The sequence below is a fragment of the Scandinavium sp. genome, assembly GCF_032012665.1.
In the GTDB taxonomy this organism is placed as follows: domain Bacteria; phylum Pseudomonadota; class Gammaproteobacteria; order Enterobacterales; family Enterobacteriaceae; genus Scandinavium.
Genome location: NZ_DALZVG010000017.1, coordinates 75,502 through 100,117 on the forward strand (window position 1 = coordinate 75,502; position 24,616 = coordinate 100,117).

General features: G+C 56.9%; 21 protein-coding genes. 7 read left to right on the top strand and 14 right to left on the bottom strand.

Annotated features, from left to right (window positions below; genetic code table 11):
• Positions 1–64: 64 nt before the first annotated feature.
• Together mfd and RTU33_RS14495 are read right to left on the bottom strand one after the other, a co-directional pair.
• Entirely contained in the window at positions 65–3,514 is a 3,450-nt protein-coding gene (mfd, locus tag RTU33_RS14490; protein WP_312628257.1) for a transcription-repair coupling factor, read from the bottom strand.
• 114 nt (positions 3,515–3,628) lie between these two features.
• Entirely contained in the window at positions 3,629–4,690 is a 1,062-nt protein-coding gene (locus RTU33_RS14495; protein ID WP_312628259.1) for an acyltransferase family protein, read from the bottom strand.
• 193 nt (positions 4,691–4,883) lie between these two features.
• On the opposite strand from RTU33_RS14495, the gene lolC reads away from it, so the two are divergent.
• The 5 genes from lolC to cobB all read left to right on the top strand — a co-directional run bounded on the left by lolC (position 4,884) and on the right by cobB (position 9,926).
• The gene (lolC, locus tag RTU33_RS14500) at positions 4,884–6,083 is read left to right on the top strand and encodes a lipoprotein-releasing ABC transporter permease subunit LolC (RefSeq protein WP_312628260.1); all 1,200 of its coding nucleotides are present in this window, start codon (positions 4,884–4,886) and stop codon (positions 6,081–6,083) included.
• Entirely contained in the window at positions 6,076–6,777 is a 702-nt protein-coding gene (lolD, locus tag RTU33_RS14505; RefSeq protein ID WP_312628262.1) for a lipoprotein-releasing ABC transporter ATP-binding protein LolD, read from the top strand. Before lolC ends, lolD begins: the two co-directional genes overlap by 8 nt.
• Position 6,778: 1 nt before the next feature.
• Positions 6,779–8,023 carry a lipoprotein-releasing ABC transporter permease subunit LolE gene (lolE, locus tag RTU33_RS14510; protein ID WP_312628264.1) on the top strand — a complete coding sequence of 415 codons (1,245 nt, stop codon included), beginning with the start codon at positions 6,779–6,781 and terminating at the stop codon, positions 8,021–8,023.
• 156 nt (positions 8,024–8,179) lie between these two features.
• On the top strand, positions 8,180–9,091 hold the full coding sequence (nagK, locus tag RTU33_RS14515; RefSeq protein ID WP_312628265.1) for an N-acetylglucosamine kinase: 912 nt from the start codon (positions 8,180–8,182) through the stop codon (positions 9,089–9,091).
• Between the two features lie 13 nt (positions 9,092–9,104).
• The gene (gene cobB / locus RTU33_RS14520) at positions 9,105–9,926 is read left to right on the top strand and encodes a Sir2 family NAD+-dependent deacetylase (RefSeq protein ID WP_312628266.1); all 822 of its coding nucleotides are present in this window, start codon (positions 9,105–9,107) and stop codon (positions 9,924–9,926) included.
• A 105-nt stretch (positions 9,927–10,031) separates the two neighbouring features.
• Here the strand turns inward: cobB and potD are convergent, their stop codons facing one another.
• From potD to potA, 4 genes are read right to left on the bottom strand one after another with little or no spacing between them, the layout of a single operon-like run.
• Positions 10,032–11,066, bottom strand: coding sequence for a spermidine/putrescine ABC transporter substrate-binding protein PotD (gene potD, locus RTU33_RS14525; protein ID WP_312628268.1), 1,035 nt, complete (start codon positions 11,064–11,066; stop codon positions 10,032–10,034).
• On the bottom strand, positions 11,063–11,854 hold the full coding sequence (gene potC, locus RTU33_RS14530; protein WP_312628269.1) for a spermidine/putrescine ABC transporter permease PotC: 792 nt from the start codon (positions 11,852–11,854) through the stop codon (positions 11,063–11,065). The genes potD and potC overlap by 4 nt, the downstream gene beginning before the upstream one ends.
• The gene (gene potB, locus RTU33_RS14535; protein ID WP_312628270.1) at positions 11,851–12,708 is read right to left on the bottom strand and encodes a spermidine/putrescine ABC transporter permease PotB; all 858 of its coding nucleotides are present in this window, start codon (positions 12,706–12,708) and stop codon (positions 11,851–11,853) included. The genes potC and potB overlap by 4 nt, the downstream gene beginning before the upstream one ends.
• The gene (gene potA, locus RTU33_RS14540; protein ID WP_312628271.1) at positions 12,692–13,828 is read right to left on the bottom strand and encodes a spermidine/putrescine ABC transporter ATP-binding protein PotA; all 1,137 of its coding nucleotides are present in this window, start codon (positions 13,826–13,828) and stop codon (positions 12,692–12,694) included. Before potA ends, potB begins: the two co-directional genes overlap by 17 nt.
• 254 nt (positions 13,829–14,082) lie before the next feature.
• On the opposite strand from potA, the gene pepT reads away from it, so the two are divergent.
• Complete coding sequence (gene pepT, locus RTU33_RS14545) at positions 14,083–15,309, top strand: peptidase T (RefSeq protein WP_312628272.1); 1,227 nt, start codon at positions 14,083–14,085, stop codon at positions 15,307–15,309.
• A 109-nt stretch (positions 15,310–15,418) separates the two neighbouring features.
• Here the strand turns inward: pepT and RTU33_RS14550 are convergent, their stop codons facing one another.
• From RTU33_RS14550 to rluE, 8 genes are all read right to left on the bottom strand, one after another.
• Positions 15,419–16,540 carry a cupin domain-containing protein gene (locus RTU33_RS14550; protein ID WP_312628273.1) on the bottom strand — a complete coding sequence of 374 codons (1,122 nt, stop codon included), beginning with the start codon at positions 16,538–16,540 and terminating at the stop codon, positions 15,419–15,421.
• Positions 16,541–16,625: 85 nt separating this feature from the next.
• Entirely contained in the window at positions 16,626–18,089 is a 1,464-nt protein-coding gene (gene phoQ, locus RTU33_RS14555; RefSeq protein WP_312628274.1) for a two-component system sensor histidine kinase PhoQ, read from the bottom strand.
• The gene (phoP, locus tag RTU33_RS14560; protein ID WP_312628275.1) at positions 18,086–18,760 is read right to left on the bottom strand and encodes a two-component system response regulator PhoP; all 675 of its coding nucleotides are present in this window, start codon (positions 18,758–18,760) and stop codon (positions 18,086–18,088) included. Before phoP ends, phoQ begins: the two co-directional genes overlap by 4 nt.
• A gap of 123 nt (positions 18,761–18,883) precedes the next feature.
• Positions 18,884–20,254 (bottom strand): adenylosuccinate lyase, encoded by a 1,371-nt coding sequence (gene purB / locus RTU33_RS14565; protein ID WP_312628276.1) that lies wholly within the window; start codon positions 20,252–20,254, stop codon positions 18,884–18,886.
• Positions 20,255–20,257: 3 nt separating this feature from the next.
• Complete coding sequence (gene hflD / locus RTU33_RS14570) at positions 20,258–20,899, bottom strand: high frequency lysogenization protein HflD (protein ID WP_312628278.1); 642 nt, start codon at positions 20,897–20,899, stop codon at positions 20,258–20,260.
• Between the two features lie 30 nt (positions 20,900–20,929).
• Positions 20,930–22,036 (bottom strand): tRNA 2-thiouridine(34) synthase MnmA, encoded by a 1,107-nt coding sequence (gene mnmA, locus RTU33_RS14575; protein WP_312628280.1) that lies wholly within the window; start codon positions 22,034–22,036, stop codon positions 20,930–20,932.
• A gap of 41 nt (positions 22,037–22,077) precedes the next feature.
• Positions 22,078–22,551, bottom strand: a complete 474-nt coding sequence (locus tag RTU33_RS14580) for an NUDIX hydrolase (RefSeq protein ID WP_312628281.1) — start codon at positions 22,549–22,551, stop codon at positions 22,078–22,080.
• Between the two features lie 16 nt (positions 22,552–22,567).
• Complete coding sequence (gene rluE / locus RTU33_RS14585) at positions 22,568–23,215, bottom strand: 23S rRNA pseudouridine(2457) synthase RluE (RefSeq protein WP_312628282.1); 648 nt, start codon at positions 23,213–23,215, stop codon at positions 22,568–22,570.
• A 172-nt stretch (positions 23,216–23,387) separates the two neighbouring features.
• On the opposite strand from rluE, the gene icd reads away from it, so the two are divergent.
• Positions 23,388–24,616, top strand: a 1,229-nt coding sequence (gene icd, locus RTU33_RS14590) for an NADP-dependent isocitrate dehydrogenase (RefSeq protein WP_312628283.1), incomplete at its 3' end; no start/stop codon positions are given.

Below are 24,616 nucleotides of genomic sequence, written 5' to 3' on the forward strand. Positions count from 1 at the left end.
TTTGCAAAGAGTGTGTAAATTCAGGGGAGAAACCCGGCGACGAGCGCCGCCGGGTGAGAGAAGATTATGCGACGGCGTTCTCTTCCAGCTGCTGCATGAAGTTGCGCACCCAGTCCATGCGGTTTTTACGCTCGGTCAGATCCTGGAAGAACTTCAGGCGTGTTGGCCCGTCCAGGCGATAGTGCTGCGGCTGCTTTTGCAACAGTCCGATAAGCCAGGCCGGATTGACGTGGTTTTTCTCGTTGAACTCCACCACGCCGCCTTTTTCGTTGCCTTCCAGTTTGCGGATCCCAAGCTTCTGCGCCTGCTGGCGGAGTCGGGCGATATCCAGCAGGTTGCGGGCCGCATCCGGTAGCAGGCCGAAGCGGTCGATCAGCTCCACTTTCAGCTCATCCAGCGCCGCTTCGCCTTTGGCGCTGGCGATGCGTTTGTAGAACGACAGACGAGTGTTGACGTCGGGGATGAAATCATCCGGCAGCAACGATGGCATCCGCAGCTCGACTTCCGTCTGCTGGCTGGTCAGATCCTCCAGCGACGGCTCGCGCCCGGCTTTCAGCGCGTCGACGGCGTTTTCCAGCAGCTCCATATACAGCGAGAAGCCAATAGTTTCCATTGAACCGCTCTGATCTTCGCCCAGCAGCTCGCCTGCACCGCGAATCTCCAGATCGTGCGTTGCCAGCGCAAAGCCCGCGCCCAGATCTTCGAGCGACGCAATGGCTTCCAGACGCTTCTGCGCGTCGGTGGTCATCGCTTTCGGATGCGGTGTCAGCAGCCAGGCATAGGCCTGATGATGTGAACGCCCGACGCGCCCGCGAAGCTGATGAAGCTGCGCCAGACCGAAGTGGTCGGCCCGCTCGATAATAATGGTGTTGGCGGTTGGAATGTCGATCCCGGTCTCGATAATGGTGGTACACACCAGCACGTTGAAACGCTGGTGGTGGAAGTCATTCATTACCCTTTCCAGTTCGCGCTCGCGCATCTGGCCGTGTCCGATAGCAATCCGCGCTTCCGGCACCAGCTCCGCCAGCCTGTCCGCCGCCTTCTGAATGTTTTCTACGTCGTTGTAGAGATAGTAAACCTGCCCGCCGCGCAGCACTTCACGCAGGATGGCCTCGCGCACGACTAAATTGTCGTACTCGCGAACGAAGGTTTTCACCGCCAGCCGTCGCGCAGGCGGCGTGGCAATAATCGACAGGTCACGCATGCCGCTCATTGCCATGTTCAGCGTGCGCGGGATCGGCGTGGCGGTCAGGGTCAGAATATCGACGTCGGCGCGCATCGCTTTAATGCGCTCCTTGTGACGCACGCCAAAGCGGTGCTCTTCATCGACAATCAGCAGGCCGAGATCTTTCCACTTCACGTCGCTTTGCAGCAGCTTATGGGTACCAATCAGAATGTCGATTTTGCCCTCACTGGCTGCTTCCAGTATCTGCGTTTGCTCTTTGGCGCTGCGGAAACGAGAGAGCATTTCGATACGCACTGGCCAGTTGGCGAAACGGTCGCGGAAGTTATCGAAGTGCTGTTGTGCCAACAGCGTTGTTGGCACCAGTACGGCGACCTGTTTATTGTTCTCAACCGCCAGGAACGCAGCCCGCATCGCAACTTCCGTTTTCCCGAAGCCCACGTCGCCGCATACCAGCCTGTCCATCGCCAGCGGCTGACACATATCGCTCAGCACGGCGTTGATGGCCTGGGCCTGGTCCGGGGTGGTTTCGAACGGGAAGCTGTCGCAGAACAGCTGGTACTGTTCGCGATCGTGCTTAAAGGCAAAGCCTGATTTCGCGGCACGTTGGGCATAAATGTCGAGCAATTCGGCAGCTACGTCACGCACTTTCTCCGCGGCTTTCTGCCGCGCACGCGCCCAGGCGTCACCCCCCAGCTTATGCAAAGGAGCATTATCCTCTGCACCGCCCGCATAGCGACTAATCAGGTGCAGCGACGAGACCGGCACATAGAGTTTGGCGTCGTTGGCATAGATGAGCATCAGGTACTCAGCGGTGATGCCACCGGCTTCCAGCGTCGTCATCCCGGCGTAGCGGCCTACGCCGTGTTCCAGATGCACCACCGGCTGGCCCTCATGCAGCTCCGCCAGGTTGCGGATCAGCGTGTCCGGGTTAATGGTGCGCCGGGAATCCTGGCGACGACGCGCCACGCGTTCACCCAGCAGATCGCTTTCGCAGATCAGCGCCCGGTTGCGCAGCGTGTCGATATAGCCATGCTCGGCAGAGCCAATCATCAGATAGCGGCCCGCACCCTCGCACTCATCGAGGCGCTGGATGCGTTTTGGCGAAAGCTTAATGCGTGAGAGCAGCTCGCCTAACGCTTCGCGACGACCTTTGCTTTCCACCGAGAAAATGACCGGCCCGTCGAAGGCCTCCAGGAAGCGACGCAGGTTATCAAGCGGCGCTTTCTGCTGCGCTTGTACTGCCAGATCCGGCAGCGTCTGATAACCGAGATTGACGTTGGCGGCTTTATCGGCCAGCTGTTCGGTTTTGAGCTGCACGCGCGGCCATTTTTTCAGCTCGCTGAACAGTTCGTCAGTGCGCAGCCAGAGCGTTTCCGGCGGCAGTAATGGACGCATCGGATCCACGCCGCGATTTTCAAAGCGGGCATGCGTATCGGCCTCAAAACGCTTCGCGCTGGCTTCCGGATCGCCGGTATTCACCAGCAGCGTATTGGCCGGAAAATAGCTGAACAGCGTCGTGAGAGGCTCGCTGAAGAACAGCGGCTGCCAGTATTCGATCCCGGCGGGGAGGGTGCCTTTGCTTACCTGCTGATAGATATGTTCGGCGTCTCGCTTAACGTCGAATTTATCGCGCCACTGGCTGCGGAACAGCTCAATGGCGTTTTTGTCGGTCGGAAATTCGTGCGCGGGCAGCAGGTTGATAGCCTCGACTTCCTCCAGCGTACGCTGGGTATCGGCATCAAACAGGCGCAGGCTGTCGATTTCATCATCGAAAAAGTCGAGGCGGTAAGGACGGTCGCTGCCCATCGGGAACAGATCCAGCAGCGCGCCGCGGGTGGCATATTCACCGTGCTCCATGACCTGATCGACGTGGCGATACCCGGCGCTGTCAAGCTGAGCCCGCAGCGCATCACGCGACAGACGCTGGCCTTTTTTCATCACTAACGCGTGACCGTGCAGATAGCTATGCGGGCACACGCGCTGCATCAGTGTATTCACCGGCACAATCAGCACGCCGCGCTGCATGGTCGGCAACTGATACAGCGTAGACAGGCGCGAGGAGATGATTTCCTGATGCGGCGAGAAGCTGTCATACGGCAGTGTTTCCCAGTCGGCGAGGTTAATGACCAGTTCATCGGTGAACTGACTGATTTCATCTTGCAGACGCAGGGCGTTTTGCATGTCCGGGGCAATAAGCACCACCGGGCCGGAATGACGTTCAGCAATCTGCGCCACTTCCGTTGCGCAGGCGGCGCCGGTTAACTCTCCCAGCAGACGCTGTTCGCCCGCTTTAACGGGCAGGGCGTATCGTTGTTGTGCTTCAGGCATAGATAATGTCGGGGTCCCGTAAAGGTTTACCCCTGATTATGGGGGCAAACCGCCGCTCTTCAATGAAGGTTATTATCCTCGATCGACCGACATTAGCAAATGAGCCCTCGATCGCTACCGGTTCAGCGCAACCCTCGGGGGAGAAAAGAGAATATCACCCGCCACTCGCTGAGAGAGTCGACGGGCGAGCATTCCGGTCGCGACGCACAGCAGCAGGCTCAGGAACGGATAAAACAGCAGAATGCTCAACTCAACCGACGGCGAGCGGGGTTGTGCGCTGAGCCAGCCGAGCAGCAGCAGGCTGAAAATTTCCACCAGAATGCGGTGAGTGGTGTAAATCGCGATGGTGTTTGAGCCGACAACGTTCAGCAGCGAATTTTCTGACGGCGGGAAGCGCCGTCCGACCGCATAAAATACCTTCATAATGATGAAAATCGACAACAGCGAAAGCAGCAATGGCGTGCGCATAAACCACAGGACCACGGCGGCAAACGCAAAGATCCCCAGCGGCAGCCAGCGGCGGCGAATATCAAACGTTTTCATCCACGTCATCAGCGGCGTGCCGAACCAGGCGCCCAGCGCATAATAAATAACGTTACGCAGCACGCTGTTCATGCCCCACCACGGCGTTGGCAGGAAATTGATGACGACGCTGAGCAGGGCCAGCCCGGCGAGCATGGGTATTTTTGCACGTGAAGTCAGCTTGCAGAATACGAAGTAGGCGATCAGCGCATACAGATACCAGAGGCTGGTACTGGCGGTGAGCATTGCCTGTACAAATTCTCCGGGGCTGCCCGCGTAGGCCGCGTTTGCGCTGCTACTGACATCCCGCTCCGGTGCGAGCCAATGGGTAATGTGGCTTAACGCCTGCCATTGGATAAAGCCCCACAGCGCCAGTACCCACAGAATGTTGCCGACGCGCTTGCCTAAGCTTTCACGCCAGGAGACGCCGTCGATGTAGCGCTGAATCAGAAACCCGGAGATAAAAAAGAAGACCGGCATTCGAAAAGGGGCAAGGTAAAGATTGAAGTAGACCCAGCACTTTGCCAGCGTTTCCGACCACGGGTGTTGCCAGGCGTGAAGGTGTGGATAAAAGGTGATCACCGAGTGGTAAAACACCACAAGGCAGATACATAGCCCCTTGATTTGATTGATCCATAGTGCTTTTTCTTTCATAACGGTCCGGGTTCCTGATTGCCATAAACAGGGGACCATCCTAAGAAGTTCATCGCAGGTGTAACGGGTAACATTCTGTATTTCATTCATTTTCAGATAAAGGTCAGGCTGCACGGATCCGCGTTCTGCCGTTTACGCTCTGGTCTTTCGCTTATATACTCGTGCGATTGCCAACCGCAACCAGACGGAATACATGTACCAACCTGTCGCACTATTTATTGGCCTGCGTTATATGCGTGGGCGCGCAGCGGACCGCTTCGGTCGCTTTGTTTCCTGGCTGTCGACTATCGGCATTACCCTTGGGGTGATGGCGCTGGTGACCGTGCTTTCGGTCATGAACGGGTTTGAACGCGAGCTGCAAAACAACATTCTCGGGCTGATGCCGCAGGCGGTGCTCAGCGCGCAACAGGGATCGCTCGATCCGCAGAAAATCCCCGAAAATGACGCGAAATTGCAGGGTGTGACGCGCGTTGCGCCGTTGACGACGGGTGACGTGGTGATTCAGAGCCCGCGCAGCGTTGCGGTCGGCGTGATGCTGGGCATTGACCCGGCGCAAAACGATCCGCTGACGCCATATCTCGTTAACGTCAAACAGACCGCGCTGGAAACCGGCCAGTACAACGTCATTCTCGGCGAGCAGCTTGCCGGGCAGTTGGACGTTAAGCGCGGCGATCAAATCCGCATTATGGTGCCGTCGGCAAGCCAGTTCACGCCGATGGGCCGCGTGCCAAGCCAGCGCCTGTTTAACGTGATTGGCACCTTTGCCGCTAACAGCGAAGTCGACGGTTACCAGATGCTGGTCAATATTCAGGACGGTTCACGCCTGATGCGCTACCCGCTCGGCAATATTACCGGCTGGCGTCTGTGGCTCGATAAGCCGCTGGAAGTGGACACGCTCAGCGCGCAAAAGTTACCTGAAGGTACCAAATGGCAGGACTGGCGCGAGCGTAAAGGCGAGCTGTTCCAGGCCGTGCGCATGGAAAAAAACATGATGGGCCTGCTGTTGAGCCTGATCGTAGCCGTGGCCGCCTTTAACATTATTACCTCGCTCGGCCTGATGGTGATGGAGAAGCAGGGCGAAGTCGCCATTCTGCAAACCCAGGGCCTGACGCCGCGCCAGATTATGGCGGTGTTTATGGTGCAGGGCGCCAGCGCAGGCGTGATTGGCGCGCTGCTCGGCGCGCTGCTCGGCCTGCTGCTGGCAAGCCAGCTCAACAATTTAATGCCGATTATTGGCGCGTTCGTTGATGGCGGTGCGCTGCCGGTGGCGATTGAACCCGTCCAGGTCATCGTCATTGCGCTGGTGGCGATGCTGCTGGCGCTGCTTTCTACGCTTTATCCTTCCTGGCGCGCCGCCGCCACCCAACCCGCTGAGGCTTTACGTTATGAATAAGATCCTGTTGCAGTGCGACAACCTGTGCAAACGCTATCAGGAAGGCACCGTGCAGACCGACGTGCTGCACAACGTCAGCTTCAGCATCGGGGAAGGGGAAATGATGGCGATTGTCGGCAGCTCAGGCTCCGGCAAAAGTACGCTCCTGCACCTGCTCGGCGGGCTGGATACGCCAACGTCCGGCGACGTGGTGTTCAGCGGTCAGCCGCTGTCAAAAATGTCGCTGGCGGCAAAGGCCGATCTGCGCAACCGCGAGCTGGGCTTTATCTATCAGTTCCACCATCTGTTACCGGATTTCACCGCCGAAGAGAACGTGGCGATGCCGCTGCTCATTGGTAAAAAGAAACCGGCTGAAATTCAGGAACGCGCCCGTGCAATGCTGGCGGCTGTGGGCCTCGATCATCGCCGCAGCCACCGCCCTTCCGAACTTTCCGGCGGTGAGCGTCAGCGCGTGGCGATTGCCCGTGCGCTGGTGAATAACCCGCGTCTGGTGATGGCGGATGAACCCACGGGCAACCTTGATGCCCGCAACGCCGACAGCATTTTCCAGCTGCTCGGTGAGCTGAACAAACAGCAGGGCACTGCGTTTCTGGTGGTCACCCACGACTTACAGCTGGCGAAGCGCATGAGCCGCCAGCTGGAGATGCGTGACGGTCACCTGAACGCCGAACTGACCCTGATGGGAGCGGAGTAAGATGGCGTCTCCGTTATCCCTGCTTATTGGTTTGCGCTTTAGCCGCGGGCGCCGTCGCGGCGGCATGGTTTCGCTGATTTCAGTTATCTCCACCGTCGGTATTGCGCTGGGCGTGGCGGTACTGATCGTGGGATTAAGCGCCATGAACGGCTTTGAGCGCGAACTCAATAACCGCATTCTGGCGGTGGTGCCGCACGGTGAAATCGAACCGGTTAACCAGCCATGGACCAACTGGAACGAAGCGCTGAGCAACGTTGAGAAAGTTAAGGGTATTGCCGCGGCGGCTCCTTACATCAACTTTACCGGGCTGATTGAGAGCGGCAGCAATCTGCGTGCGATCCAGATTAAAGGCGTCGATCCACGGCAGGAAAGCAGGCTCAGCGCGCTGCCGAACTACGTGCAGAACAACGCCTGGGCGGGCTTTAAAGCGGGGGAGCAGCAGATTATTCTTGGCAAAGGCGTGGCCGATGCGCTGAAGGTGAAGCAGGGCGACTGGGTCTCCATCATGATCCCCAACTCTGATAAAGAGCATCAGCTGCTGCAGCCTAAGCGCGTGCGCCTGCACGTGACCGGCATTCTGCAGCTTAGTGGTCAGCTCGATCACAGCTTTGCCATGATCCCAATGCCGGATGCCCAGCAGTATCTCGATATGGGCAGCAGCGTGACCGGCATAGCCATCAAAGTGAACGACGTGTTCAACGCCAACAAGCTGGTGCGTGATGCGGGCGAAGTGACCAACAGCTATGTGTACATCAAGAGCTGGATAGGGACTTATGGCTATATGTACCGCGACATTCAGATGATCCGCGCGATTATGTATCTGGCGATGATCCTGGTGATCGGCGTGGCCTGCTTTAACATCGTCTCGACGCTGGTGATGGCGGTGAAAGACAAAAGCAGCGATATCGCCGTGCTGCGTACGCTCGGCGCCAAAGATGGCCTGATCCGCGCCATTTTCGTCTGGTATGGCCTGCTGGCCGGACTGCTCGGCAGCGTACTTGGTGTGGTGATTGGCGTGCTGTGCGCGCTCAATCTGACGGTCATCATCAACGGCATTGAAAAGCTTATCGGTCACCAGTTCCTGTCCGGTGACATCTATTTTATCGACTTCCTGCCGTCTGAACTGCACTGGCTGGATGTCTTTTATGTGCTGGTCACGGCACTGCTGCTGAGCCTGCTGGCGAGCTGGTATCCTGCCCGTCGCGCCAGCCGGATTGATCCTGCTCGAGTGTTAAGTGGCCAGTAATTCAGTGGATTGCGGGAGATGAACTTGTAGGTCGGGTAAGGCGAAGCCGCCACCCGACATTGAGCCCGGCGGCGCTTCGCTTGCGCGGGCCTACGAAGCGCTTTCGCAATCCACTCTTTACGTCCTGACCTTTTTGGTCAGTAAAGAGGAATGGCTATGTACTACGGATTTGACATTGGCGGCAGCAAAATCGCCCTTGGGGTGTTTGACGGACAGCGTCGGCTTCAGTGGGAAAAACGCACGGCCACGCCGCGCGACAGCTATGAATCCTTCCTGAAAGCCGTGTGCGATCTGGTGGCGGAAGCCGACGAGCGCTTTGGCGTCAAAGGCAGCGTCGGTATTGGTATTCCGGGCATGCCGGAAACCGCCGACGGTACGCTCTACGCCGCCAACGTGCCAGCCGCCAGCGGTAAACCGCTGCGCAAAGACCTTTCCACCCGCCTTGAGCGCGACGTACGCCTCGACAACGACGCTAACTGTTTTGCCCTCTCTGAAGCCTGGGATGATGAATTCACGCAGTACCCGTTGGTGATGGGGCTCATCCTCGGCACCGGCGTGGGCGGTGGCGTGGTGCTTAACGGTAAATCGATAACCGGTCACAGCTATATCACCGGAGAGTTTGGCCATATTCGTTTGCCCGTTGACGCTCTTGACGTGGTTGGGCGCGATTTCCCGCTCACGCGCTGCGGCTGCGGCCAGCTGGGCTGCATCGAAAATTACCTCTCCGGACGCGGCTTTGCGTGGCTGTATGAGCATTATTATCAGCAGCCTCTGAGTTCGCCGGAGATCGTCGCGCTCTGGGAGCAGGGCGATGCCAAAGCCCGCGAGCACGTGGAGCGCTACCTGGATTTGCTTGCGGTGTGCCTCGGAAATATTATGACCATTGTCGATCCGGATTTGCTGGTGATCGGCGGTGGATTGTCTAACTTTAGTGCGATAACAGACGGAGTGGCGGCACGCCTGCCGCGTCATCTGTTGCCGGTGGCTCGCGTGCCACGCATTGAGCGTGCGCGTCACGGCGATGCCGGAGGAATGCGCGGTGCCGCATTCCTGCATCTTACGGATTAATACAGGGGTTACTATGCAGTCGCGTCGCTTTCATCGACTTAGTCGTTTTCGCCTCAGCAAACGCCGGCTGCACGACAGGCTGCGTCAGCGAGTATTCTTCAGAGACCGGGCTACGCCGGAGGAGATGGACAAACCGAGAGTGGTGGTGCTGACGGGCGCAGGGATCTCGGCGGAATCCGGGATCCGCACCTTCCGTGCCACTGACGGCTTATGGGAAGAACATCGCGTAGAGGATGTGGCAACGCCTGAAGGTTTTGCCCGCGACCCGGCGCTGGTGCAGGCATTTTATAACGACCGTCGTCGACAGCTCCAGCAGCCTGACATTCAGCCGAATGCAGCCCATCTGGCGCTGGCAAAGCTGGAAGAAGCGCTGGGCGACAGATTTCTGCTGGTCACGCAAAACATCGACAACCTGCATGAACGTGCGGGCAACACGCGCGTGCTGCACATGCACGGCGAGCTGTTAAAAGTGCGCTGCCCCTGGAGCGGTCAGGTGCTGGAGTGGACGGGTGACATCACCGTTGATGATAAGTGCCACTGCTGCCAGTTCCCGCAGCCGCTGCGCCCGCACGTGGTGTGGTTCGGAGAGATGCCGCTCGGCATGGATGATATCTATGAAGCGCTGGCGATGGCCGATGTTTTCATTGCTATCGGCACGTCCGGCCATGTTTATCCGGCTGCGGGGTTTGTCCATGAGGCCAAATTGCAGGGTGCACACACCGTTGAGCTTAACCTCGAACCGAGCCAGGTTGGCAGCGAGTTTGAGGAAAAGCGCTACGGGCTGGCAAGCTCGGTGGTGCCTGAGTTTGTCGAGAAGTTGCTGAAAGGGCTTTGAAAAAATTGCCCGGTGCGCTGTCGCTTACCAGGCCTACGGGTTCGTTGCAGGTTGATGTTTTGTAGGCCGGATAAGCGTTAGCGCATCCGGCACACAATAGCTGACTTAACGTCCCGCTTTCAGCTTCTGGTAATAGTCTTCGTAAAGACGGCTGGCATCGCCGACGTCGTTTTGCCATTCGCCGTGTTTAATGGTGTCCGCGTCCGGATAGAGCGATTTGTCGTTGGCGACTTTCGGATCCAGCAGCTTACGTGCGGCGAGGTTTGGCGTCGGATAACCGATAGTTTCGGCAACCTCTTTTGCCACGTCCGGACGCAGCAGGAAGTTAATCAGCTTCAGCGCGCCATCGACGTTTTTGGCGTTTGCCGGAATAGCGAGGCTGTCCATCCAGAAAATGCCGCCTTCTTTTGGCCATACCACTTCCAGCGGCGTACCCGCCTGACGGGCAACGTACGCTGAGCCGTTCCATACCATCCCCAGATTCACTTCGCCTTCCATGTACGGGTTTGCCGGGTTATCAGAGTTAAACGCCGCGACGTTTGGCATCAGTTTTTGCAGCTCTTTGTACGCCGCTTCAATCTCTTTCGGGTCGGTGGTGTTGCCGGAAAGACCAAGCTTGCGCAGCGCAATCTGGAAAACCTCGCGCGCGTCGTCGGTCAGCAGCAGGCTGCCTTTGTATTCCGGCTTCCACAGGTCGGCCCAGCTGGTAACCGTTTTCGGGTCGATGCTGTCGCTGTTGACGCCAATCGCCGTGGCGCCCCAGATATACGGAATGGAGTAGTCGTTATTCGGGTCGAACGGCTTGTTGAGCATCTCCGGGTCGAGGTTGCTGAAGTTACTCAGCTTCGACTTGTCGATCTTCTGGATCATGCCTTCCTTGCGCATTTTGTCGACGAAATAGGTCGACGGCACCACCAGGTCGTATGCGCCGTCCTTGTAGGTTTTCAGCTTGGCGTACATGGTTTCATTCGATTCATAGGTCGAATAGATAACCTTGATACCGGTCTCTTTGGTGAACTGTTCCAGCAGGCCCGGCGGCACGTATTCGGTCCAGTTGTAGAAATAGAGTGTTTTGCTGTCATCGGCGTGCGCGGCACCCATTCCAAGCACCAGCGCCGCGGCGGCAAGCATTTTTTTCATTTCGATGTCCCCTGAGATTTCGTTTTATCACGAGCAACAACCTGGCTGGCAACCACCATAACCAGAGAAAGCACTAACAGAATGGTCGCTAGCGCGTTCACCTCAGGTGAGACGCCGACCTTGACCATAGAGTAAATCTTGAGCGGCAGAATTTCATATCCCGGGCCGGTGACGAACGAGGAAACCACCACGTCATCCATCGACAGGGTAAAGCTGAGCAGCCAGCCCGCGGCTACAGCAGGCATCGCCAGCGGCAGAATAATTTTACGCAAAATGGTGATTTCGCTGGCGCCCAGATCTTTTGCCGCTTCCAGCATTCTCACGTCAAAACCTTTAAGGCGGGAATAGACCGTGACCACCACAAACGGCAGGCAGAAGGTGATATGTGAAAACAGCAGCGACCAGAATCCGAGCTGAATACCTATCAGCATAAACAGCACCAGCAGGGAAATCGCCATCACGATGTCCGGAGACATCATCACCACAAACAGCATCCCGCTGACAAACGGCTTACCGCGGAAACGGTAGCGATAGAGCGCCACCGCCGTCAGTGAGCCAATCAGCGTGGCGAAGGTGGCGGAAAAGACCGCCATCGTCAGCGAGTGCTGTGCCGCCTGCAGCAGGCTGTCGTTGTTCATCAGCAGGCTGTACCATTTGGTGGTAAAGCCCTGCCAGCTGATGCCAAAGCGCGAACTGTTAAAGGAATTCACGATCAGAATGATGATCGGAATATAGAGGTAAGCATAGATGGCGGTCATAAAGCCGCCGCGCAGCAGTCGACCGATCATTCGAGTTCCACCTTCCTGTTCAGCAGGCGCGCCGCGCGCCAGTAAACCAGCAGCATCAGACCCATCACCAGCGTCAGCGTGATGCTGGTGGCGGCGCCAAACGGCCAGTCGCGGATGTTCAGGAACTGGCTCTTAATGACGTTACCGATGAGCAGGTTCTTCGCGCCGCCCATCAGATCAGAGACGTAGAACAGCCCCATTGCCGGCAGCATCACCAGCAGGCAGCCGGCGATAATCCCCGGCATGGTCAGCGGCAGAATAATGCGGAGAAACGTCTGGAATTTGTTGGCCCCCAGATCTTTGGCGGCTTCCAGCAGCGGCTTATCGAGTTTCTCTATGCTGGAGTAGAGCGGCATCACCATGAACGGCAGCAGGATGTAGACGAGACCAATAATCACCGCCGAAGGGGTAAACATAATGCGAATCGGCGTGTCGATGAGCCCAGCCCACAGCAGGAATTCATTGAGATAGCCTTTGGTGCTGAGGAAAATTTTCAGACCATAGATGCGGATCAGCGAGTTGGTCCAGAACGGTACGATCAGCAGAAACAGCAGCAGCGGGCGCACGCTTTGCGGCAGCCGGGCGAGAAACCAGGCGAACGGATAGCCGAGGATCAGACACGCCAGGGTGGCGAGAAACGCCATGTTCAGCGAGTGCAGCAGAACGTCAAAATAGAGCGGGTCGAGCAGACGGGTGTAGTTGTCCAGCGTAAAGACCATTTTGACGAAGCTGGCGTCATCGCGGGTCAGGAAGCTGGTGGCGATAATCATCAGGTTGGGCAGGAACACAAAAACAACCAGCCACCCGACAATGGTGGCGATCGCCACCTTCTGGAATTTACTGGTGTTCTTCATCGGCCAGCACCACCTCCCAGCTCTCGACCCAGTTTATGGCCATTTTTTGATCCAGAGAGTGGTCGAAGTCCGGGTCATCTTCGTTGAAGAACTCGCTGACCATCACCATTTTGCCGTTTTCCAGCTCGACGACGGATTCCAGGGTCATGCCTTTGTAGTTGCGTTCGCGGACGTAGCCAATCAGCCCTTCCACGTGGTTATCGTCGTTGATTTCGTCGACGCGCAAATCTTCCGGGCGCAGCAGGACGTGCAGCTTCTGGCCTTTCTCCACCGCAAAGTTGACGTAGATATTGCACTCGCGACCTTCGACGCTGGCGCGAACGCGTTGCTCATCCAGACGCTCGATGACGGTGGCGTTGAACATATTGATTTCGCCAATGAATCCGGCGACGAACAGGTTCTTCGGCTCTTCGTAAATTTCACGCGGCGTGCCGTCCTGCTCGATTTTACCGTCACGCATCACCACGATGCGATCCGACATGGTCAGCGCTTCTTCCTGATCGTGGGTGACGAACACAAAGGTGATGCCGAGCTTGCGCTGCAGGGCCTTCAGCTCGTTCTGCATCTGCTTACGCAGCTTGTAATCGAGGGCCGAGAGCGATTCGTCCAGCAGCAGTAAACGAGGTTTGTTCACCACCGCCCTGGCAATTGCCACACGCTGCTGCTGGCCGCCGGAAAGCTGATTCGGCTTACGCTGGGCAAACGCTTCGAGCTGTACCATGCGCAGGGCTTCCGTCACGCGGGCGGTGATTTGGTCGGCGGGCGTTTTTTGCATTCTCAGGCCAAACGCGACGTTTTCAAACACCGTCATATGCGGGAAAAGGGCGTAGCTCTGGAACACGGTATTAACGTGGCGGTTTTCCGCAGGGACGTCGGTGATATCGACATCTTCAAGATGAATACGACCTTTATCGACGCTTTCGAGTCCGGCAATCAGGCGTAATACGGTGGTTTTGCCGCAGCCAGAGGGGCCAAGCAGCGTCAGGAACTCACCGTTATTAATGGTGAGATTGAGATCGGAAATGACTGTTTTACCTTCAAAGCCTTTGCAAATCCCCGCCAGTTCGACCAGCGGCGAAAGCGAACGCGATTGTGTATTCAATTTTTTACGCTGTCCCATGTAAACGTAGCGAAAAGCGGTCGCTACGGGGTGTGTGGTTAACCACCTTAGAGGTTTGGCACATAATTAAGGGCTGGCATTCTACGGCAATCCTCTGAAATCGCCAATCATTCTGCACCCTTGTGGGCTACCTTTAAACCATTCGCGTACGTGACTGAAAAAAAATCGTAATTGCCGGGCCAAAAGTGACCTGACGCAATATCCGGCCCCCGGCGCTTACTGATAATGTGGTCACAAAAAATGAGGGCGACGACATGGATAAATTACTTGAGCGGTTTTTGCAGTATGTTTCTCTGGACACCCAGTCGAAGCCTGGCGTGCGTCAGGTGCCCAGCACCGAAGGGCAATGGAAATTATTACGCCTGCTTCAGACGCAGCTTGAAGAAATGGGGCTGGTCAACGTCACCCTGAGCGAGAAGGGCACGGTGATGGCAACGCTGCCTGCCAACGTGCCCGGCGATATTCCGGCTATCGGATTCATTTCTCACGTGGATACTTCCCCCGATTTTAGCGGTAAAAACGTGAATCCGCAGATCGTGGAGAACTATCGCGGCGGCGATATTGCGCTGGGCATAGGCGATGAAGTGCTCTCGCCGGTGATGTTTCCTGTGCTGCATCAGCTGCTGGGGCAAACGCTGATCACCACCGACGGCAAAACGCTGCTCGGTGCCGATGACAAAGCGGGCGTGGCGGAAATCATGACCGCGCTGTCCGTCATGAAAGCCAACAACGTGCCGCACGGCGACATTCGCGTGGCCTTTACGCCAGACGAAGAAGTCGGCAAAGGTGCCAAACACTTCGACGTGGCGGCATTTGATGCCCGCTGGGCGTACACCGTCGACGGCGGCGGCGTGGGTGAACTGGAGTATGAGAACTTCAACGCCGCGTCCGTGACTATCAAAATCGTGGGGAACAACGTGCATCCGGGCACCGCCAAAGGCGTGATGGTCAATGCGCTGTCGCTTGCTTCGCGCATTCATGCTGAAGTGCCTGCCGAAGAGAGCCCGGAACAAACCGAAGGCTACGAAGGCTTCTACCATCTCACCAGCATCAAGGGCAGCGTAGATTCCGCGCAGATGCATTACATCATCCGCGACTTTGACCGCAAGCAGTTTGAGGCCCGCAAGCGCAAGATGATGGAGATCGCCAGGAAGGTCGGCAAAGGGCTGCATCCGGATTGCTACATCGAACTCATCATCGAAGACAGCTACTACAATATGCACGAGAAGGTGATGGAGCACCCACACATCATTGAGATCGCACAGCAGGCGATGCGCGACTGCGATATCGAACCCGATATGAAGCCGATTCGTGGCGGCACCGACGGCTCGCAGCTTTCGTTTATGGGGCTGCCGTGCCCGAACATTTTCACCGGCGGCTACAACTACCACGGCAAGCATGAATTTGTGACGCTGGAAGGAATGGAGAAGGCGGTCAAAGTGATTGTGCGGATTGCGGAGCTGACCGCGAAAGCGAAGTAAACGCAGAAGTGCCGGGTGGCGGCGCTTGCCTTACCCGGCCTACAATAACAGCGTCGTTTCGTCGTCCGTAGGCCCGGTAAGCGTCAGCGCCACCGGGCAGCAATTAAAATCAGTCCTCAAAGAACCAGTAGCCGCTGTTGACCAGCGCAGAAAGCATGGCGAGGAACGAAGGGTCTTCCAGCGCGTCGCCAAACTGTTCAGCGGTCAGCACGATATGGCTTGCCAGTGCTTCCAGCGCCGGGCGGTGCGGCGAATCAATTTTCTCTCCGTTGACAAACACTTCACCGTCGATGCGCAGTACACGCAGGCCACCGAGGCGGACGAGCTTGTCACCCTGCTGTAGCGCATCGTAGATCTCATCGGCCTGATACGGCGGCTCTGGCGGGGAGACGTCCAGCTCGTGACGGGTCTGACTGATAAATTCGCCAAACCACTGTTTGAAATGCTCCGGTTGGTTGATCATGCCGAGCATCATGTCGCGCAGCTTATCGATTTCCTGCGGCAGAATATCTGCCGGATGCTCGCGTGCGGGCACGTCCGGATCGGTAAAACGGTGCGTGCCAAGCTCTCGCTGGAGCACGTAGTCAGCAAAGCCGCTGATAAGCTCTTTCCCGCTTGGCGCACGGAAGCCGACGGAATAGTTCAGCGAGTTTTCCAGGGAATAACCTTCGTGCGGGAAGCCTGGTGGAATATAGAGGATATCACCCGGTTCCATCTCTTCGTCGATGATGGCGTCGAAAGGATCGACCTGCAGCAGATCCGGATGCGGGCAGTGCTGCTTCATTGGCACTTTTTCACCCACGCGCCAGCGACGGCGGCCGGTGCCCTGAATGATAAATACGTCGTACTGATCGAGATGTGGGCCCACGCCGCCGCCGGGAACGGAGAACGAAATCATCAGGTCATCGATGCGCCAGTCGGGCAGGGCGCGGAACGGAAGCATCAGCGCTGCCGTTGGCTCGTGCCAGTGATTCACCGCCTGCACCAGCAGCGACCAGTTGTTTTCACTGAGGTGATCGTAACTTTCAAACGGCCCGTGGCTGACCTGCCATTTACCTTCGTTGTGGCTGACGAGGCGGCTGTCCACTTCGTCTTCCATGGCTAGGCCCGCCAGTTCGTCCGGTGAAATGGGATCGACAAAGTTCGTGAAGCCGCGCTTCAGCACCACCGGGCGTTTTTGCCAGTAGCGTTCGATAAAGTCGGGCCAGTTAAGCGATAAGTTATATTCCATGATGTTTTATTCCACAGGCAGGTTTCTGTTTGGGAGTATAACGGAAGCCGTTGCCCGACGATGCAGGCTATGGCAAATAAATGACTTATCCTTCTTTGCTTTCCGGATGCTGGTGGCCAAACACCACGTCCATTTTTGCGCCGCCGAGCGGGCTGTCTTCGGCGATGATTTTGCCGTCGTACTGCTCGACGATCTCTCTTGCGACCGACAATCCCACGCCCTGGCCCGGGCGCAGCGTGTCGGCGCGCTGGCCGCGGTCAAATACCAAATCGCGTTTGCTTTGTGGAATGCCGGGGCCGTCGTCTTCCACGAAAATGTGCAGATGGTCGTCGGTCTGACGAGCGGACACTTCAACAAACTCCAGACAGTACTTGCAGGCGTTATCCAGCACGTTGCCGAGCACTTCCATAAAGTCGTTTTGCTCGCCGACAAAGGTGATTTCTGGCGAGATATCGAGCGCGATGTTAACGCCTTTGCGCTGATAAACCTTGTTCAGCGCTGAGGTCAGCTTATCCAGCAGCGGCGCGACCGCATGCAGTTCGCGACTCAGCAGGATATTGCCACTGCGCATGCTGGCGCGGTGCAGATAATAGCCAATCTGCTGCGAGATACGGCTGATCTGCTCAAGCATCACCGGTTCGGCGTCTTCAACGCTGAGCTTGTTGCCGCGCAGCGATCGCAGGGTGCTTTGCAGCACGGCCAGCGGTGTTTTCAGGCTGTGGGTGAGATCGGTGAGCGTTGTGCGGTATTTGTCGTAACGCTCGCGCTCACTTTTCAGCAGGCGGTTAAGGTTTTGCACCAGGCTGGTTAATTCGCGAGTGGTTTCCGGGTTAAGCGTATCACGATGGTGTTCTTCAAGCTCACGCACCTCTTTCGCCAGCGACTCAATGGGCCGAAGGCTCCACCAGGCCGCGACCCACAGCAGCGGAATGACCAGCAGCAGGTTGGCGGCTAACACGTAGATAAACCAGCTCCAGACCATGTAGGAGCGCTTGAGCTCGATTGGAATGGTATCGACCACCACGATGGTCATCTGCGGCAGACGGGCGGTCGCCGGGTAGATATTGACGGCTACCGAGTGCGTCATCTCCGAATCATCCTGCTGCTCGCGCAGCTCCTTCAGCTGGCGCATCACTTCATGATCGTTATGCTGCAGCATGCTCGAGGAATCCACGTCCGCCTCTATTTCATGGAAACCGTTGGTCTTCAGCCAGTCCGGGTTGATACGGCTGATGAGCCACGGGACTTCCCGCTGCATCCAAAGCAGCTTGCCGTTCTTGTCGTAGATAAGCGCCATGGTCGGGCTTTGCAGATTCAGGTTTTCCGGGATCTCCACGCTGACTTTATTATTTTCGTAGCGTGCAAGGGTATAGAACAGGTTGCTCTCCCCACGCAGCAGGCGGAAGGTGGTCTTATCGAAGCTCACGCTGTAGCCGACCAGGGCGACCATCCCATAGGCCAGTGACAGCACCAGCACCACCGCGGCCGTTGCCAGCAGGAAGCGGACGCGCAGGGAGAGCGGCAGAATATGCCGGAGCATGTTTTTCATCCGCGCAGTTCGAACAGGTAGCCCTGGCCTCGTACGGTGGTGATCACATCCTGCGGGTACTGGGCCTGAATTTTCTTGCGCAGGCGACCCATGAGGACATCGATGGTGTGGCTCTCGCGCAGTTCGGCATCAGGGTAGAGCTGCAGCATCAACGAATCTTTGCTGACGACCTTGCCGTTGTTGCGGATAAGCGTCTCCATGATGGTGTACTCAAACGCGGTCAGCTTGATGACTTCGTCATTCACCGACAGTTCACGGCGAGACAAATCGACCTGGAAGGGCGGCAGGGAGATCACCTGAGAGGCCAGACCGCTGTTCCGGCGCAGAAGAGCCTGCATTCGCGCGGCAACTTCTTCAATATGGAACGGTTTGGTGACGTAGTCATCGGCTCCGGCGCTCAGCACTTCAACCTTGTCCTGCCAGCCTTCGCGGGCGGTCAGCACCAAAACAGGCACCGAAATGTCGTTGCTGCGCCAGCGGCGGATCATCGACAGGCCGTCTTCGTCAGGCAGGCCTAAATCGACAATGGCGATGTCCGGAACGTGTTCACCCAGATAGTAATCAGCTTCTTTTGCATCCTCGGCGGCATCCACCTGATGGCCAAGCTCCTGTAGCTGAACTTTTAAATGGTGACGCAGGAGGGCGTTATCTTCCACAACGAGTACGCGCATGGGTTATCCCTTTTTCATTTTCGATTTGAAGAGTTTAACGCTGATTATGCGGTTGTGGGGATAAACATTGTATAAACCGGGGAAGGGGCCTCTCTTCCCGGGTGAGAAGAGAGGCGGGACTCTTTACTTCAGCTCGTCAACCAGGGTGATGGCGCGACCAATATAGTTGGCAGGTGTCATCTCTTTCAGGCGTGCTTTCTCGTGCTCCGGCAGCGCCAGACCATCGATAAACTGCTTCATGCCTTCAGCATCAACGCGCTTGCCTCGGGTCAGCTCTTTCAGCTTCTCGTACGGCTTCTCGATACCGTAACGGCGCATCACGGTCTGAATCGGCTCCGCCAGCACTTCCCAGTTGTTGTCCAGCTCTTCCAGCAGGCGATCGCGATTCACTTCCAGCTTGCTCACACCTTTCAGAGTGGACTGATAAGCGATCAGCGCATAGCCGATGCCCACGCCAAGGTTACGCAGTACGGTGGAGTCGGTCAGGTCACGCTGCCAGCGGGACACCGGCAGTTTGCTTGCCAGGTGCTGGAGTACGGCATTGGACAGACCCAGGTTGCCTTCGGAGTTTTCGAAGTCGATCGGATTCACCTTATGCGGCATGGTGGAAGAGCCGATTTCCCCGGCGATGGTTTTCTGCTTGAAGTGGTTCAGCGCCACGTAGCCCCAGACGTCACGGTCGAAGTCGATGAGGATAGTGTTGAAGCGCGCCACGCAGTCGAACAGTTCGGCGATATAGTCGTGCGGCTCAATCTGGGTGGTGTACGGGTTCCACTGGATGCCAAGCGAGGTCACGAACTCTTCGCTGAACTGGTGCCAGTCCACTTCCGGGTACGCGGCGATGTGGGCGTTATAGTTGCCAACTGCGCCGTTAATTTTGCCGAGGATCTCAACCTGGTTGAGCTGGCGATACTGACGCTCCATGCGGTACGCAACGTTAGCCATCTCTTTGCCCATCGTGGATGGCGTGGCGGGCTGGCCGTGGGTACGGGAGAGCAGCGGGATATCACGGTACTGCTCTGCCAGATCCTTCACCGCGTCAATGAGCTTGCGCCAGTAAGGCAGCACCACTTCGTCGCGGGCGGTTTTGAGCATCAGAGCGTGAGACAGGTTGTTGATGTCCTCGGAGGTGCAGGCGAAGTGAATAAATTCAGACACTGCGTGCAGGGCAGGGATATCCGCCACTTTCTCTTTCAGGAAATACTCGACCGCCTTCACGTCGTGGTTGGTGGTGCGCTCGATGGTTTTGATGCGAGCGGCGTCTTCTTCGTTAAAATCCGCAATGATTTTATCGAGGAAACCGTTTGCGTCGGCAGCAAAAGCTGGAACTTCCTTGACAGCTGCGTGCGCGGCCAGTTTTTGCAGCCAGCGAACTTCAACCTGCACACGGAATTTCAGCAGACCGTATTCGCTGAAAATGCCGCGCAGCGCGCTGACTTTATCGCCGTAGCGTCCATCGACAGGGGAAACGGCGGTCAGTGAGGATAATTCCATAGATCACAACTCCGGAGTTATATGAGCAAGAATTTGTTTGGCCTGAGTGGTCAGGCGATTACGGGAAAACATCAGCTGCAGACGACCGCCGCCGACCTGGTGCCAGAGCACTGCGGCGCGTATCCCTGCGAGCAAACCGGCTCGCACTTTGGCCTGCACCTGCGCGCTTTGCAGCACGGCAGGAGAACCGGTGACCTGAATGCGAGGGCCGAGCGGGCTAATGACATCGACATAAATCGCGGCCATGGCGCTCAGCAGCGTTTCAGACTGCAAATCAAAATGGTCAAGCTGGCGCTGGAGCCCGGCGATGCGCTCACCCAGGGTGTCCATCGCGCCCTTCGCGGCAAAGAGTTTTCGTTCCAGCACCATCAGGCTTAAGGTGTAGCGCGTCAGTTCGGCGTTCAGCCCCTGACGGCTGCTGGCATTCAGCACGCCGAGCAGCGTTTCCAGGCCGAGGCGAAGATTGGCTTCGCTGCCACCGAAGACGCCGAGCGTGGAGTCCGGGTTCAGATCGATAACGCTGTTCAGTGCCACGTGCAGGGCATCGCTGTCGCAATGGCCCTGATGCGCCAGCTGCTGAACCAGACGGGCGGACTGGCAGATCCCTGCCAGAGCCAGCGTAATGTCGTAATAGTTCTTCGCCACGAAAACTCCTTTCTCTGTGCTGTCTGAGTCTTAAACCGGCAGCGGCAGGCGCTGCTCGATAATGCCGCCGCCGAGGCACACTTCACCGCTGTAGAAAACAGCGGACTGGCCAGGCGTAACGGCTGCAACGGGCTCGTCGAAGCGAACCTCAATTCGGTCATCATCAAGTCGGGTGACGGTGCACGGAATATCCGTCTGGCGATAGCGGGTTTTCACCGTGCAGCGTAGCGTGCCGCTGAACGGCTCGCGATCGACCCAGTGCAGCTGTTGGGCAATCAGACCGACGGACATCAGGCGCGGATGATCGTGACCCTGAGCCACCACCAGAACGTTGTTTTCCACGTCTTTGTCTACGGTGTACCACGGCTCTTCACTGCCGTCTTTGGTGCCGCCGATGCCTAAGCCTTTACGCTGGCCGAGGGTGTGGTACATCAGCCCCTGGTGCTCGCCAATTACGTCGCCGTCGACGGTGATGATTTTGCCCGGTTGGGCAGGCAGGTAGCGGCCCAGGAATTCGCGGAATTTACGCTCGCCGATAAAGCAAATGCCGGTGGAGTCTTTTTTCTTCGCGGTGATGAGATCGAGCTCTTCGGCAATGCGGCGCACTTCAGGCTTGGACAGTTCGCCGACCGGGAACAGGCTTTGCGCGATCTGTTCATGGCCGAGCGTATAGAGGAAATAGCTCTGATCTTTATTGCCATCGAGACCGCGCAGCAGCTGACTTTTGCCGTTCACATCGGCGCGGCGTACGTAGTGCCCGGTGGCGATGTAGTCGGCACCTAAGTCTTCAGCGGCAAACTCGAGGAAGGCTTTAAATTTGATCTCTTTGTTGCACAGAATATCCGGGTTCGGCGTGCGGCCCGCTTTGTACTCTTCAAGAAAGAGCTCAAAAACGTTGTCCCAGTATTCCGCGGCAAAGTTAACGGTGTGCAGCTCAATGCCGAGCTTGTCGCACACGGCCTGGGCATCGGCCAGGTCTGCGGCGGCAGTACAATATTCCTCGCCGTCGTCCTCTTCCCAGTTCTTCATGAACAGGCCTTCCACCTTATAGCCCTGCTGTTGCAGCAGGTAAGCGGAAACGGAGGAATCGACACCGCCGGACATCCCGACGATCACTTTTTTTGGGCTTTCTGACATTGGAATACTCACGACATTGAACTTCAAGGCGGCATAGTCTATCACGCAGCCCCAGTGGGATCACCCTTTGTGAAGGGCCAGTTAAATTCACCGATCAGCTCAAGCGGCAGACGCTGTCCGCTTTGCCAGCTGCGGATGCTTTCGGCCACCAGCGGCGAGCGCAGATTAGTGGCGTTAAGGATGTCATCGGCGCTAACCCACTGGCAGCGGTCAATGTCGCTGTCATGCGGTTCTGTGGCACACGTATCGTTAAGCTCGACGGCGAAAAGAAAGCGTAAGAATGGCGTTCTGTCTGGCGCTATCCACTGATGCATACGGATGAAATGCTGGGGCGTGGCGCGAATGCCGGTCTCTTCCCACAGTTCGCGCTCGGCGGCCTGAACAAGCGTTTCGTCGGCCTCAAGGTGTCCGGCGGGCTGGTTCCAGGTCGTTTTGCCGTTCACTTTTTCTTCTACTACCAGAAACTGACCTTTGGCGTGGACCACGCAGGCGACGGTAACGTGCGGTTTAAACATTAAGCCATCCTTCTGTTCAGGCATCCCGCCACTGACCGTTGGCAAGATCATCGAGAGTGTAAGCGCCCATGGCGTAGCGAATCAGGCGCAGGGTAGGGAAGCCGACGTGAGCGGTCATCCGGCGAACCTGGCGATTTCGGCCTTCATACAGCGTCACTTTCAGCCAACTGGTCGGTATCGATTTACGCTCGCGAATTGGCGGATTGCGTGGCCACAGCCATTCAGGTTCGCTTACCAGTTCGATTCCTGCGGGCAGCGTCGGGCCGTCGTTCAGCGTCACGCCTTTGCGCAAGGCATTCAGTGCTTCTTCATCCGGGGCGCCTTCCACCTGAACGTAATAGATTTTGCCCGTGCGTTTGCCTGGCTGCGTCAGCTGAGCCTGAAGGGCACCGTCGTTGGTGAGCACCAGCAGGCCCTCGCTATCTCGATCGAGTCGACCCGCGGCGTAGACACCCTGTACGTCGATATAATCCTTCAGGGTGCTGCGCCCGGCCTCGTCCGTAAACTGCGGCAATACATCGTAGGGTTTATTGAACAATATCACCCTTTTTGGGCGGGTTTCTTTACGTTGTCGGGTGGCTTGTTGTGAGCTGAATCGCTTAAGGCGGTGATTTGTATAAGAAGTTTTGTTCATGGTGTTTTCAGGCCGGGTCAATTGCCGCATTATAGCCTAATTACGAAGACCTTTCATGGAACCCAACAATCAGGTAGTATCAACCAGCTCATTACAAATCATTAACAAAAAATATTGCTCACACTCTTCGCGCTGCCAGGGCAACGCGACCCAGGACGCGAAAGGCACGAGCAGTCACCAGAAGCGCTCGAAGGAGAAGTTGATGGAAAGCAAAGTAGTTGTTCCGGCGGAAGGCCAAAAGATCACCCTGCAAAACGGCAAACTCAACGTACCCCACAACCCGATTATCCCGTTCATTGAAGGGGACGGTATCGGTGTCGACGTTACTCCACCAATGATCAAAGTGGTGAACGCCGCGGTAGAGAAAGCCTATAAGGGCGAGCGTAAAATTTCCTGGATGGAAATTTACACCGGCGAGAAATCCACCCACGTATACGGCCAGGACGTCTGGCTGCCAGCGGAAACGCTGGATCTGATTCGTGAATACCGCGTTGCCATCAAAGGCCCGCTGACGACCCCGGTCGGTGGCGGTATTCGTTCTCTGAACGTTGCCCTGCGTCAGGAGCTGGACCTGTACGTCTGCCTGCGCCCGGTACGTTACTACCAGGGCACTCCAAGCCCGGTGAAGCACCCGGAGCTGACCGACATGGTTATCTTCCGTGAAAACTCCGAAGACATCTATGCGGGCATCGAGTGGAAAGCGGATTCTGCGGACGCAGAAAAGGTTATCAAGTTCCTGCGTGAAGAGATGGGCGTGAAGAAAATTCGCTTCCCTGAGCACTGCGGGATCGGCATCAAGCCATGCTCTGAAGAGGGCACCAAGCGTCTGGTGCGTGCGGCCATCGAGTATGCGATCACCAACGATCGCGACTCCGTGACCCTCGTGCACAAAGGCAACATCATGAAGTTCACCGAAGGCGCTTTCAAAGACTGGGGCTACCAGCTGGCGAAAGAAGAGTTCGGCGGTGAGCCGATCGACGGCGGCCCATGGCAGAAAATCAAGAACCCGAAAACCGGCAAAGAGATCATCATCAAAGATGTGATCGCTGATGCGTTCCTCCAGCAGATCCTGCTGCGTCCGGCCGAGTACGACGTTATCGCCTGTATGAACCTGAACGGCGACTACATCTCTGACGCCCTGGCGGCGCAGGTTGGCGGTATCGGTATTGCACCAGGCGCGAACATCGGTGACGAATGTGCACTGTTCGAAGCGACCCACGGCACTGCACCAAAATACGCAGGCCAGGATAAAGTGAACCCAGGTTCCGTTATCCTTTCCGCGGAAATGATGCTGCGTCATATGGAATGGTTCGAAGCCGCAGACCTGATTGTTAAAGGCATGGAAGGCGCAATCGCAGCCAAGACCGTGACCTATGACTTCGAACGTCTGATGGAAGGCGCTAAGCTGCTGAAATGTTCAGAGTTTGGTGA